We start from the raw sequence: 13,153 nt of genomic DNA, 5'->3' as shown, positions 1-13,153 counted from the left end.
CGTCACTCCATCCAGATCAGCGACGCCAGCCGCCCGGTCGGCGCGCCCCGGCGATGACTGAACAGAGCCGGGTCGTCCACCGTGCAGCGCGGATCCGTGTCGATCGCCGTGACGCCCAAATCGCGGAGCTGGCAAGCGATTCCGGCGCGAAGGTCGAGTCCGGGCGTGCCGGCCGCGGTGGTGGTGCGGCTGCCCGGCAACGTCGCCTCGACCTCGTCGGCCATCGCGGCGGGCACCTCGTAGTTGCGGCCGCTGACCGCCGGGCCGAGCAGGGCCGAGACGTCGCCGGCGTGCGCGCCCCGCGCCAGCATCGCCTCCACCGCGCGCGCCACCACCCCGCGCTGCGCGCCGACGCGGCCGGCGTGCACGGCGGCGATCACGCCGGCGCGCGCGTCGGCCAGCAACACCGGCACGCAGTCGGCGGTCACCACCGCCAGCGCCAGCCGCGGTGTGCCGGTGACCAACGCGTCGGTGCCTGCCTCGCCGCCGACGGCGGCACTCTGCGGGCCGTCGACCGCCTCGACCCGGTCACCGTGGACCTGGTTCATCCACACCACCCGGTCGGCGCCCAGCCCGATCGCGGCGGCCAGCCGCTTCCGGTTGGCGGCCACCGCCGCCGGGTCGTCGCCGACGTGGTCGCCGAGGTTGAAGGTGTCGAACGGCGGCGCCGAGACACCTCCCGCGCGAGTGGTGGTCACCCGCCGAATGCGAACGCTCACGTGACCAGTATCCGGAGCGCACCGCCTGCCAGAGGGCAACGCCACCCGGACGCGGCCGGTTTGTCGCGCACTGGCAAGCAAATCGAGACCCTTAGCGGCGCATGAACGGCGGCACGTCGACGTCATCGTCGTCGCCGCCGATGTTCAGCGTCGAACCGTTGGTGTGAATCGGGACACTGACGGCGTCGACGGGCTCGAACAGCGTCGAGCTGAGCTTGCCGGCCTTGGCCGACTCGATGCGGTGCGCGCCGCCCTTTTCGTCGGCGCCGCCCCCGATGACCGGCTTGCGACCCGGTCCCGTGGCGTCGAAGCCCGCCGCGATGACGGTGACCCGCACCTCGTCGCCCAGCGAGTCGTCGATCACGGTGCCGAAGATGATGTTGGCGTCCTGATGGGCGGCGTCCTGCACCAGCGAAGCCGCCTCGTTGATCTCGAACAGGCCCAGGTCGCTGCCGCCGGCGATCGACATCAGCACGCCCCGCGCGCCCTCCATCGACGCCTCCAGCAGCGGCGAGTTGATGGCGATCTCGGCGGCCTTGAGCGACCGGCCCTCGCCGCGCGCCGCGCCGATGCCCATCAACGCGGTGCCGGCGCCGGACATGATGCCCTTGACGTCGGCGAAGTCGACGTTGATCAGGCCCGGGGTGGTGATCAGGTCGGTGATGCCCTGCACGCCGTTGAGCAGCACCTCGTCGGCGCTGCGGAACGCGTCCATCAGCGACACCGCGGCGTCGCCCATCTGCAGCAGCCGGTCGTTGGGGATCACGATGAGGGTGTCGCAGCTCTCGCGCAGCGCGGCGATGCCGCTTTCGGCCTGATTGCCCCGCCGCTTGCCCTCGAAGGAGAACGGCCGGGTGACCACGCCGACGGTCAGCGCGCCCAGCTTGCGGGCGATGCTGGCGACGACGGGCGCCCCGCCGGTGCCGGTGCCGCCCCCCTCGCCGGCGGTGACGAACACCATGTCCGCCCCGCGCAGCAGCTCTTCGATCTCGTCCTTGGCGTCCTCGGCGGCCTTACGCCCGACCTCCGGGTCCGCTCCGGCGCCCAACCCGCGGGTGGAGTCGCGGCCGACGTCGAGCTTGACGTCGGCGTCGCTCATCAACAGCGCCTGGGCGTCGGTGTTGATCGCGATGAACTCCACCCCCTTGAGGCCCTGTTCGATCATCCGGTTGACGGCGTTGACGCCGCCGCCACCGATACCCACAACCTTGATGACGGCCAAGTAGTTGTGCGGGGGGGTCATCATTCGTCTTCCTCCCTGGTGGGACTCGGTGTGTCGGCCTGGCAAACCCTCAACCTCAACCATAGAGTTAGAGTTATGTCAAGTTGTTCCGCGCAAACAGAACGGTATGGGTAGTCCGCGCGCTTATCCCGCAGGCGCGCCGAGGCGCGGCACGCAAATTTTTCCGTCGCGAGCGTCACGCCGGCGTGACGTTCGCCGTCGAGCGTCACGCCAGCCTGACCCTCGACGGAGTGGGGCGGGCCCGAAACCTACTTGACGGTCGGCAGATCGGGGCTCGACACGTCGTAGGTCTTGCCGGGCTGCGTCAACAGCCCGGCCAGCTTTTCGGCCTTCTCCTCGGTGCGGTCGGTGGTCCCCCAGATCACCACCCGCCCGTCGCCCAGCGTCAGGGTGATCGAGGCCACCGACGGGGCCGCGATCCGGCTCACCTGGCCGGCGACCTCGGGGCGCAGCGCGGTCAGCACCTGCAGCGCGGCCTTGGTCGCCGGGTCGTTCGGTCCGGGATTGGCCACATCGATGTAGGGCAGCGCCGGTGGCGGCGGCGCGGTCGCGAAGTCCACGCCGTCGCGGTCGAACAGGTGCGGCCCGTCCGGAAAGTCCTTCACCGCCAACGGGACTCGCTCGACGATGGTGATGCGCAGGGCCGACGGGTACTGGCGCTGCACCCGGGCGCTGGCCACCCGCCGGATCGCCGCCACGCGCTCGGCGACCTGGTTGGTGTTGATCTGCAGCAGCGGCGTCCCGGGCCGCACCCGCGCGGCGTCGAGCACCTCCTCGCGCGTCACCGTTCCGATCCCGGTGACGACGATGTTGCGTGCCGACATCGCCGGCGTGAAATAGAGGATGAGCCCGAGGCCGACGCCGACGATGGCCACTATCACGCTGGCCAGCAGCATCTTCAGGCCCCGCACGACGCCGCGTGCGACCGGTTTGGGCTGGTTGACGATGCGACCGCTGGCCCGGCGCTTGGCCTCGCGGCGAGCTTCCTCGATGGCCCGGGCGCGGGCCTGCGCGGCGCGGCGCTCGGCTCGCTCGCGGCGGGCCCGCCGGCGCGGCCCTTCGAATTCGGCCTGGTCAGCCTGCGGCTCTTCGTCGGGCGCCCCCGTCGCGATCGGTTCGGTGATCACGCCGTCGGCGGGCTCGGGGTCGCCCGGCGTGGGCTCCTTCGGCCCGGTCATCGCGGGATCCCCGGGCTGCCCGGGGCGCTGCGGTTGGCCCGCACCCGCAGCGCGGTCACGATCTCGGGACCCAGCAGGGTCACGTCGCCCGCGCCCATCGTGACGACGACGTCCCCGGGGCCCGCGGCCGCGGCGACCTGCTCGGCGACCGCCGAGAAGTCCGGGAGGTAACGCACCGGCACGCTGACGTGCTCGGCGACGCTGGCCCCGCTGACACCGGTGAGCGGTTGTTCGCGGGCGCCGTAGACGTCGAGGACGAACACCTCGTCGGCGGCATCCAGCGCGCGGCCGAACTCGGCAGCGAAAGTCTTTGTGCGCGAATACAAGTGGGGCTGAAATACCACGATGCAACGACCGCCGAGACCGCTGCCGCTCTGCTCGAGAGCCGCGCGAACCGCCGCCAGGGTGGCGCTGATCTCGGTGGGGTGGTGGGCGTAGTCGTCGAACACCCGCACCGTTCCCGACGTTCCGACCAGTTCGAATCGGCGGCGCACCCCCTCGAATCCGGCCAGCCCGTCGAGCACCTGATCGGCCGACGCGCCGATCTCGATCGCCCCCAGCAGCGCGCCCAGCGCGTTGAGCGCCATGTGCCGGCCGGGCACCGACAGCCGCATCACCCGCGGACGGGGTTCTGCGGCAAGTTGGATGTGGGCGACCGCCTCGGTGCCCTGTTGGTCCCACGACAACAGGGTGGCGGCCAACGGGGCACCCGGCCGGTCCGCCGAGCCGTAGCGCAGCACCCGGATGCCCAGCTCGGCGGTGCGTTCGGCCAGCGCCGCCGCCCCCGGGTCGTCGGTGCACACGACGAGCGCCCCGCCGGGGGCGAGCCGCTCCACGAAGGAGTCGAACACCTCGACGTAGGCGTCGGCGCTGCCGTAGAAGTCCAGGTGATCGGTCTCGATGTTGGTGACCACCGCGACGTTGGGCGTGTACTCCAGCAGCGAGCCGTCGCTTTCGTCGGCCTCGGCCACGAAGCAGTCGCCGCTGCCGTGGTGGGCGTTGGTGCCGGCCTCCCCCAGGTCGCCGCCGACCGCGAACGACGGGTCCCGCCCGCAGTGCTGCAGGGCGACGATCAGCATCGACGTCGTCGTCGTCTTGCCATGCGTGCCGGTGACCATCAGCGTGGTGCGCCCGGCCATCAGCTTGGCCAGGACGGCCGGTCGCAAGAGCACCGGGATGCCGCGCCGCCGCGCCTCGACCAGCTCGGGGTTGGTCTTCGGGATGGCGGCGTGGGTGGTGATGACCGCAGTGACGCCGCCGGGCAACTGATCCAGCGACGACGCGTCGTGGCCGACCCGGATCTGCGCGCCCCGGGCCCGCAGCGCGTGCAGACCGCGCGACTCCTTGGCGTCGGACCCGGACACCAGCCCGCCCCGGTCCAGCAGGATGCGGGCAATGCCCGACATCCCGGCTCCGCCGATGCCGACCATGTGCACCCTCTGTAACTCAGGGGGCAGCTCGGGCGGCGACTGCTCGGCGTTCACGGGTTTCTCCCGGGCGCCGCGCGGCCGAACCGGGCCTGTCGCGCGATGTCCAGCGCCGCCTGGGCCACCCGGCGCGCCGCGTCGGGGTGTCCCACGCGCGCGGCGGCCGCCGTCATCGCCGCCAGCCGCGGCGGGTCGGTGAGCAGGCCGGCCACCTCGCGGGCGACCAGGGCCGGCGTCAGGGCGGCGTCGGCGACGAGCATGCCGCCGCCGGCGTTGACCACCGGCAACGCGTTGAGCCGCTGCTCGCCGTTGCCGATCGGCAGCGGCACGTAGATGGCCGGCAGGCCGACGGCCGAGACCTCGGCGACCGTCATCGCCCCGGACCGGCAGATCGCCAGGTCGGCGGCGGCGTAGGCCAGGTCCATCCGGTCGAGGTAGGGCACCGCGACGTAGGGCGGGTCGCCGGGTGCCGGCTCACGCAGGTCGAGGGTGTTCTTGGGCCCGTGCGCGTGCAGCACGCTCACGCCCGCCGCGGCCAGGTCGGCGGCCGCCCCGGACACGGCCCGGTTGAGCGAGACGGCGCCCTGCGAGCCGCCGAACACCAGCAGCACCCGGGCGTCGTCGGCGAAGCCGAAGTGCCGGCGCGCTTCGGCGCGCAACGCCGCGCGGTCGAGCGCCGTGAGGGTCGCCCGGATCGGCACGCCGACCACCTCGGCGCGCGGCAGGCCGCAGCCCGGCACCGCCGAGAGCACCCGGTCGGCGCCGCGGGCGCCGACGCGGTTGGCCAGCCCGGCACGGGCGTTGGCCTCGTGGATCACCACGGGGACGCGACGCCTTGAACGTGGGAGCGCGAGCGCGCCGCCCGCGGCCAGGTAGGCCGGCACCGCCACGTACCCGCCGAAGCCGATCACCACGTCGGCGTCGACGGCGTCGAGCACCGCGCGGGCCTCTCGGACGGCCCGCCACACCCTGGGCGGGAGCCGCGCCAGGTCACCGTTGGGCTTGCGGGGCAGCGGCACCGGCGTGATCAGCTCGAGGTGATAGCCCCGCTCGGGAACCAACCGGGTCTCCAGCCCGCGCCGGGTGCCCAGCGCGGTGATCCGGACCCGGGGATCCAGCGCGCTGAGCGCGTCGGCGACGGCCATCGCGGGCTCGACGTGACCGGCCGTGCCGCCGCCGGCGAGCACGACGGACAGGGAATCACGCGACGAGGTGGAATTTACCGATGATGCAGCACCGGCGGGCGAGGGGTTTCCCCCCAGCCCGCCGGCCGGCTGTTTGATCGTGCCGTTCACCCGTAACGCTGACCTTCCAATGCGCGTGCCCGCCGTGTCGGACGCTGACCGCCGTACCGCCGGCCAGATCCATGATGCCCTCCCCGCACCCGCGCGGCGCCCCCAGACTGGCGCGCCGCCGGCCGCAGCGGCTTGTCGGGGTTGCGCGACGCCTTCCGGGCCGGCACCTTGGGGCCGTTCCGGGGCGCCGGTGCGCCCACCTGCTTGCGGTCGCGGAACACCTCGATGCGGCTCGGCACATACGGCCGCGGCAGCGGCAGCCGCAGCAGCTGGTTCACCTTGTCGTCACGCCCCGCCCGCAGCGCGGCCACCGCCTCGGGTTCGTGCCGGGCCGCGTTGGCCATGATGCCGATCATGAATAGCGTTGCGGCCGTTGATGTTCCGCCTGCGGAGATGAGTGGCAGCTGCAGGCCGGTGACCGGAAGCACGCCGATCACGTAGCCGATGTTGATGAACGCCTGGCCGAGGATCCACATGGTCGTGGTGGCGGTCACCAACCGCAGGAAGGGGTCGGCCGACCGGCGCGCGATCCGCATCCCGGTGTAGGCGAACAGCCCGAAGAGGGCCAGCAGCCCGAACGCGCCGACGAAGCCCAGCTCCTCGCCGATGATGGCGAAGATGAAGTCGTTGTGGGCGTTGGGCAGGTAGTTCCACTTGGCCACGCCCTGGCCGAGGCCATCGCCGAAGATGCCGCCGTGGGCCAGGGCGAACTTGGCCTGCCTGGCCTGGTAGCCGGTGTCCTGCGGGTCGTTCTCGGGGTTGATCCAGGACCGCACCCGGTCCGAGCGGTATCCGGCCGACATCGCCAGGACCGCGCCGGCCATGAAGACGGCCAACAGCGACGTGACGAAGACGCGCAGCGGCAGCCCGGCATACCAGAGCAGGGCCAGCAGGATGATGCCCAGCGACACCGTCTGGCCGAGGTCGGGCTGGGCAACGATCAGCGCCAGCGCGATGACCGCGGCCGGGACCAGCGGGATCAGCATCTCGCGCAGCGAGGCCCGCTCCATGCGCCGGGCCGCCAGCAGGTGCGCGCCCCAGATGGCGAAGGCGATCTTCGCAAGCTCGGAGGGCTGCATCGAGAAGCCGGCGATCACGAACCATTTGCGGGAGCCGTTGGCCAGGTTGCCGATCCCGGGAACCAGCACGAGGACCAGCAGGATGATGGTGACGAGGTAGCCGGTGAAGGCGACGCGCCGGATGAACTGCACCGACACCCGCATCGCGACGTAGGCCGCGATCAGCCCGATGACCGTCCACAACACCTGCTTGGCGAAGATCACCCAGGCCGACCCGTCGGCGTCGTAGGAGCGCACGCCTGAGGCGGACAGCACCATGATCAGACCGAGCGTCGTCAGCAACCCGGTGACCGCGATGATCAGGTGAAACGAGGTCATCGGCCGGCCCAGCCAGGCCCCGAACCGGGTGCGCAGACCGCCCGGCACGGCGGCGAGCCTGGCCCTGGCGGCGGCCGGGGGCTTGGCGTCCGCCGGCTCGGCGCCGGTGTCGATGACGTCCGTCGGGGCGTCGAGGTCCGGGGCGCTCGCCTCGCCCGGCTCCGGCGCGACGGCCTTGCTTCCCTGACCCCGGCGCAGCCGCCTGGTCAGCGCGTTTGCCACGCCCACCTACCGGGTCGCCGCGCGCACGGCGGCCGCGAAGGCGTCACCCCGGGCTGCGTAGCCGGCGAACTGGTCGAACGACGCGCCGGCCGGTGCCAGCAGCACCGTGTCGCCCGGCTTCGCGAGCTCCCGGGCGGCGGCGACGGCCGCGGTCATCACGCGAGCGCCGAGGTCCCCATCCGAAGGTCTCACTTCTGTCACATCTACACCAGGAACCACAGAAGTCGCATTCATATCAGCATCCTCGCCTGTCACAACCTGGACGACGGGGACATCCGGCGCGTGTCGCGATAACGCCTCTGCAACCTCCGCGCGATCTCGGCCGATGAGCACCGCGCCGACCAGCCGGGGCGCCACCCTGGCGACCTCGGCGTCGACCGATGCGCCCTTCAGCAAACCCCCGGCCACCCACACCACGCGCGGGTAGGCCAGCACCGACGCCTCGGCGGCGTGCGGGTTGGTGGCCTTGGAGTCGTCGACGTAGGTGATCCCGTCGGCGACGGCGACGACCTCGGCCCTGTGCCGGCCCACCCGGAACGACGCGATGGCCGCCTCGATGGCCTCCGGGGGAACGCCGACGCTGCGGGCCAGGGCCGCCGCGGCCAGGGCGTCGAGCACGCCGACCGGGCCCGGCACCGGTATCGCGTCGGCCGGCAACAGCGCCAGGTCGTCGGCGAAGGCCCGGTCGACCAGCCGGCCGCCGCGCACGCCGAGCTCGCCCGCGCCGGGCTCCCCGAGCCGGAAGCCGACCCGGACCGGCGCGGCGGCGGTGCCCAGCAGCGCGGCGGCCCGGGCGTCGTCCAGCCCGACCACCGCCACCCGGCCGTCGAGCACCCGGGCCTTCGCCGCGGCGTATTCGGCCATCGTGGAATGCCAGTCGAGGTGGTCCTCGGCGATGTTGAGGACCACGCCGGCCTCGGGCCGCAGCGAGGGCGCCCAGTGCAGCTGGAAGCTGGACAGCTCGACGGCGAGCAGGTCGGCGGGTTCGTTCAGGACGTCGAGCACCGGGCTGCCGATGTTGCCGCACAGTACGCTGCTCCTACCGCCGGCGGTCAGCATGGCGTGCAGCATCGACGTCGTCGTGGTCTTGCCGTTGGTCCCGGTCACCGCCAGCCAGCGGCGCGGCCGCCCGTACCGGCCCGCGGCGTCCAGCCGCCACGCCAGTTCCACGTCGCCCCAGATGGGCACGCCCGCCGTCGCCGCGGCGGCCAGCAGCGGCGTGGCCGGGGAGAAGCCGGGGCTGGTCACCACCAGGGCGTATCGCGAGATCTGCTGCGTCGCGATCGACGTCGGCACGGTGGCCGCGCCGTTTTCGGCGTACCGGCGCAGCGTGGCCGGGTCGTCGTCGCACAGGGTCGGCGCGGCGCCGAACCGGGTCAGGGCGGCCAGCACCGCCCTGCCGGTCACGCCGCCGCCGGCCACCAGCACGGGCGCGCCCGGTCTCAAGGGGTCAAGACCGCTCATCACGCACCGATCGCGGCCAGCCATTCACCATAGAAGAGGGCCACGCCCAGGCCGCAGGCGATCGCGGTGAGCAGCCAGAACCGGATGATCACCGTCGTTTCGGCCCAGCCGGCCAATTCGAAATGGTGGTGGAAGGGCGCCATCCGGAACACCCGGCGCCCGGTGGTGCGGAAGGCCAGGATCTGCAGCACGACGGAGGTGACTTCCGCGACGAACAGCGAACCCAGAACGACGGCGAGGATCTCGGTGCGGCTGGTGACCGACAGGCCGGCGATGATCCCGCCCAGCGCCAGGGAGCCGGTGTCGCCCATGAAGATCTTGGCGGGCGCGGCGTTCCACCACAAAAAGCCGATGCAGGCGCCGGCGGTGGCGGCCGCGATGAGCGCCAGGTCGAGCGGATCGCGCACGTTGTAGCAGCCCAGCCCCGGCGCGGTGACGCACGCGTTGCGGTACTGCCAGAAGGTGATCAGCACGTAGGCGGCGCTGACCATCGCCATGCAGCCCGCGGCCAGCCCGTCCAGGCCGTCGGTGAAGTTGACCGCGTTGGACCAGGCGCTGACGATCACCACGCAGAACAGCACGAACAGCCCGGGAGCCAGTGTGACGGTGGCGATTTCGCGCACGTAGGACAGGTTCGCGCTGGCCGGGGTGAGGCCGTTGGCGTTGCGGAACTGCAGGACCAGCACGCCGAACAACACCGCGGCGAGGATCTGCCCGACCGTCTTGGCCGTCTTGTTCAGCCCGAGGTTGCGCGACCGGCGGATCTTGATCAGGTCGTCGACGAACCCGACGCCGCCCAGCGCGGTGGCCAGGCCCAGCACCAGCAGACCCGACGCGGTGATGCCTTCGCCGTCGAACGCCAGCCCCACCAGATGCGTGCCCAGGTAACCCGCCCAGATGCCGGCCAGGATCGCCACGCCGCCCATCGACGGCGTGCCGCGTTTGGTGTGGTGGCTCGGCGGGCCGTCCTCGCGGATCTGGTGGCCGAACCCCTGCTTGGTGAACAGCCGGATCAGCACCGGCGTCAGCAGGATGGACACGGTCAGCGCGATGGCGACGGCGACGAGGATCTGTCTCACGGACCGGCCCCGCCGTCTGCGGCCAGCGCTTCCGCCAGCGCGCCGAGGCCGGCGGCGTTGGAGGCCTTGACCAGGATCACGTCGCCGGGCCGCAGCTCGGCCCGCAACAACGCCAGGGCGGCATCGCCGTCGGGCACCGCGACCGCGCCCCGGTCGCCGGAAGCCCCCCACGAGCCCCATGCTCCTTCCAAGACCGCGCCGCCGTGCATGGCGCTCATCGACCTCCCGGTTCCCACGACAACGAGTCGAGACACATCTAAGCGCACCGCGAGCCGGCCGATGCGATCGTGCTCGGCGATCGCGTCCTCACCGAGCTCGGCCATTTCACCGAGCACGGCCCAGCTCCTGCGCCTGTCGGCGCCGGCGCCTTGGCCTTGTTGAGGGCCGTGGGCGATCCAGGCCAGCGCCTGCAGGCCGGCCCGCATCGAGTCGGGGTTGGCGTTGTACGCGTCGTCGATCACGGTGACACCGTCGGCGCGGGTGGTCACCTGCATGCGGTGCCGTGACACCGGGCCCGCCCCCTCCAGGGCGGCCGCCACCTGCGCGACGCCGGCGCCGCAGTCCAGCGCGACCGCGGCGGCACACAGCGCGTTGGTGACCTGATGGTCGCCGAACACGCTGAGTCGCACGTCGACTGCGCCGTCCATCGCGTGCAGGGTAAAGCGCGGCCGGGCCAATTCGTCGAGCGACACTCCCTCGGCCCACACGTCGCTGGGCCCCGAATCGGTGTGGTCGGAACGGCTGACCCGGACCACCCGGGCCGCGGTGACGCCGGCCATCGCTGCCACGGCCGGGTCGTCGACGTTGAGGATGACGGCGCCGGATGACGGAACGGCTTGGGGCAGTTCGGCTTTGGTGCGCGCGATGGCCTCCCGGGAGCCGAACTCGCCCAGGTGGGCGGTGCCGACGTTGAGGACGACCCCGATCGACGGGGGCGCGATCTCGGCCAGCGCAGCGATGTTGCCGGGATGCCGCGCCGACATCTCGAGAACCAGGTAGTCGGTGCTGCGGGTCGCGCGCAACACCGTCCAGGGATGGCCGAGCTCGTTGTTGAACGACCCGGGCGGGGCGATCACCTCGCCCAGCGGCTCGAGCACGGCGGCCACCAGGTCCTTGGTCGAAGTTTTTCCCGACGAGCCGGTGATCCCGATGATCCTCAGCCCGCCCGCCACCAGTTCGGCGGCCACCGCCTTGGCCAGCGCGGCCAGCGCGGCCAGCACCGCCGCGCCGGAGCCGTCGGCGTCGTGCTCGAGCACCCCGGCCAGCCCGGCCCCGGTGGGGCGGGGCCGGGGTTCGACCACGATGGCGGGCACCCCGACCGGCCGGGCCGCCAGCACGGCGACCGCGCCGGCCGCCACCGCCGAGGCCGCGTGGTCATGCCCGTCGGAGCGGGCACCGGGCAGCGCCAGGAACAGCCCGCCCGGGCCGACGGCCCGCGAGTCGAATTCGACGGTCCCGGTGACGTGCAGGTCCGCGGCGGCCTCGGGCGAGACGTCGGCCAGTGTGCCGCCGACGATTTCGGCGATGCGGGCGACGGTCAGGTCGATCACCGCGGAGTCCTCAGCGCCTCCAGGGCGCGAGCGAGCTCCACCCGGTCGTCGAACGGGCGCGTCTCCCCCGCCGCCCGCTGCCCCGTTTCGTGGCCCTTGCCCGCGACCAGCACCACGTCGCCGGGGCCGGCCCAGGCCACCGCGCGGTCGATCGCCGCGCGGCGGTCGGCGATCTCGACGAGCTCCGCCTTGCCGCCCGCGGCCCCGGCCAGGATCTCGCGGCGGATCGCCGCGGGGTCCTCACCGCGCGGGTTGTCGTCGGTGACGACCACCAGATCGGCCAGCTCGGCGGCGATCTCTCCCATCGGCGCCCGCTTGCCCGGGTCGCGCTCGCCACCCGCGCCGAACACCACCGCCAGCCGGCGATCCGGCCGCGCCAGCGCGGTCAGCACCGCGCGCAACGCGCCGGGCTTGTGGGCGTAGTCGACCAGGGCGAGGAAGGCCTGCCCGCGGTCGATCTCCTCGAGGCGCCCGGGGACACGGGTGTGCAGCAATCCCGGCGCCGCCTGCTCCGGCGAGATCCCCACCGCGTCGAGGATCGCCAGCGCCACAAGGCAGTTGGCGACGTTGTAGTGGCCCGGCAGCCGGACGCCGACGCGGTGGTGCACGCCGGCAGGGTCCACGACGGTGAACTCTTGCCCCCCGGCACCCATCGGCGCCAGGTCCATGGCGCGCCAGTCGGCGGGATGGCCGGCAGCGCTGACGGTGATCGCGTCGCCGGCCCGGGCGGCCATCGCCCGCCCGGCGTCGTCGTCGATGCACACCACGGCCGTGCGGGCGCGCAGCGGCGAGGCGGGGTCGAACAGCACGGCCTTGGCCTCGAAGTAGTCGGCCATGGTGGGGTGGAAGTCGAGGTGGTCGCGGGACAGGTTGGTGAAGGCGCCCACCGCCAACCTGGTGCCGTCCACCCGGCCCAGCGTCAGCGCGTGGCTGGAGGCCTCCATGACCACGGTGTCCACCCCGCGTTCGGCCATCGCCGCGAGCATCGCCTGCAGGTCGGGGGCCTCCGGGGTGGTCAGCGCGCTGGGGATGTCGGCGCCGTCGATGCGGATGCCGATGGTGCCGATCAGGCCGGCCGTGCGCCCGCCGGCCCGCAGCCCGGACTCCACCAGATAGGTCGTGGTGGTCTTGCCCGACGTCCCGGTGATCCCAATGACCGTGACCTTCTCCGATGGGTTTCGGTACACCGCGGCGGCCAGGCCGCCGAGCACGCGGCGGGGCGACGGGTGCACCAGGGTCGGCACGACGCCGGCTCGGGAGCCCAGCTCGGCGACTCCGGCGGCGTCGGTGAGCACCGCGACGGCACCGCGTTCGATGGCCTCGCCGGCATAGCGGGCGCCGTGCGTGGTCGAGCCCGGCAGCGCCGCGAACAGATCGCCGGGGCGCACGTCCTGGGCGCGCAGCGTCACACCGGTGACGGTCACGTCGGGAACGGCCACCCCGTCGGCCATGACCGCGCCGACCTGGGCCGCCAGCGCCGGCAACCGCACACCCGGGAGGGCGGTCGGGCGCTGTACAGCGGGCACCGAGACCACAGCCGCACCTCCCTCCGATGTCACCCCGTCGCATGATCAGCCAT

The 13,153-nt window shown here is 72.9% G+C and carries 10 protein-coding genes; all 10 read right to left on the bottom strand.

The genetic code is table 11. From position 1 onward, the window contains the following. Positions 1–2 precede the first annotated feature (2 nt). Positions 3–719, bottom strand: a complete 717-nt coding sequence (gene pgeF / locus VMD50_RS00540; protein WP_325423775.1) for a peptidoglycan editing factor PgeF — start codon at positions 717–719, stop codon at positions 3–5. Between the two features lie 91 nt (positions 720–810). After that, on the bottom strand, positions 811–1,962 hold the full coding sequence (ftsZ, locus tag VMD50_RS00535) for a cell division protein FtsZ (RefSeq protein WP_325423860.1): 1,152 nt from the start codon (positions 1,960–1,962) through the stop codon (positions 811–813). A gap of 248 nt (positions 1,963–2,210) precedes the next feature. Then, positions 2,211–3,140, bottom strand: a complete 930-nt coding sequence (locus tag VMD50_RS00530) for a cell division protein FtsQ/DivIB (RefSeq protein ID WP_325423773.1) — start codon at positions 3,138–3,140, stop codon at positions 2,211–2,213. Continuing rightward, positions 3,137–4,570, bottom strand: coding sequence for a UDP-N-acetylmuramate--L-alanine ligase (gene murC, locus VMD50_RS00525; protein ID WP_325423858.1), 1,434 nt, complete (start codon positions 4,568–4,570; stop codon positions 3,137–3,139). The genes VMD50_RS00530 and murC overlap by 4 nt, the downstream gene beginning before the upstream one ends. A 50-nt stretch (positions 4,571–4,620) precedes the next feature. Beyond that, on the bottom strand, positions 4,621–5,862 hold the full coding sequence (gene murG, locus VMD50_RS00520) for an undecaprenyldiphospho-muramoylpentapeptide beta-N-acetylglucosaminyltransferase (RefSeq protein ID WP_325423771.1): 1,242 nt from the start codon (positions 5,860–5,862) through the stop codon (positions 4,621–4,623). Further along, positions 5,859–7,481 carry a putative lipid II flippase FtsW gene (gene ftsW / locus VMD50_RS00515; protein WP_414685962.1) on the bottom strand — a complete coding sequence of 541 codons (1,623 nt, stop codon included), beginning with the start codon at positions 7,479–7,481 and terminating at the stop codon, positions 5,859–5,861. Before ftsW ends, murG begins: the two co-directional genes overlap by 4 nt. A gap of 6 nt (positions 7,482–7,487) precedes the next feature. Continuing rightward, entirely contained in the window at positions 7,488–8,945 is a 1,458-nt protein-coding gene (murD, locus tag VMD50_RS00510; protein WP_325423769.1) for a UDP-N-acetylmuramoyl-L-alanine--D-glutamate ligase, read from the bottom strand. After that, positions 8,945–10,024 (bottom strand): phospho-N-acetylmuramoyl-pentapeptide-transferase, encoded by a 1,080-nt coding sequence (gene mraY, locus VMD50_RS00505; RefSeq protein WP_325423768.1) that lies wholly within the window; start codon positions 10,022–10,024, stop codon positions 8,945–8,947. Before mraY ends, murD begins: the two co-directional genes overlap by 1 nt. Beyond that, on the bottom strand, positions 10,021–11,574 hold the full coding sequence (locus VMD50_RS00500) for a UDP-N-acetylmuramoyl-tripeptide--D-alanyl-D-alanine ligase (RefSeq protein ID WP_325423766.1): 1,554 nt from the start codon (positions 11,572–11,574) through the stop codon (positions 10,021–10,023). The genes mraY and VMD50_RS00500 overlap by 4 nt, the downstream gene beginning before the upstream one ends. Continuing rightward, positions 11,571–13,109 (bottom strand): UDP-N-acetylmuramoyl-L-alanyl-D-glutamate--2,6-diaminopimelate ligase, encoded by a 1,539-nt coding sequence (locus VMD50_RS00495; protein ID WP_325423854.1) that lies wholly within the window; start codon positions 13,107–13,109, stop codon positions 11,571–11,573. The genes VMD50_RS00500 and VMD50_RS00495 overlap by 4 nt, the downstream gene beginning before the upstream one ends. Positions 13,110–13,153: the final 44 nt, after the last annotated feature.

This window comes from Mycobacterium sp. (assembly GCF_035506235.1).
Classification (GTDB): domain Bacteria; phylum Actinomycetota; class Actinomycetes; order Mycobacteriales; family Mycobacteriaceae; genus Mycobacterium.
The sequence above is the reverse complement of the archived record's forward strand: the minus strand, read 5'-3'. Positions and strand labels throughout refer to the sequence as shown.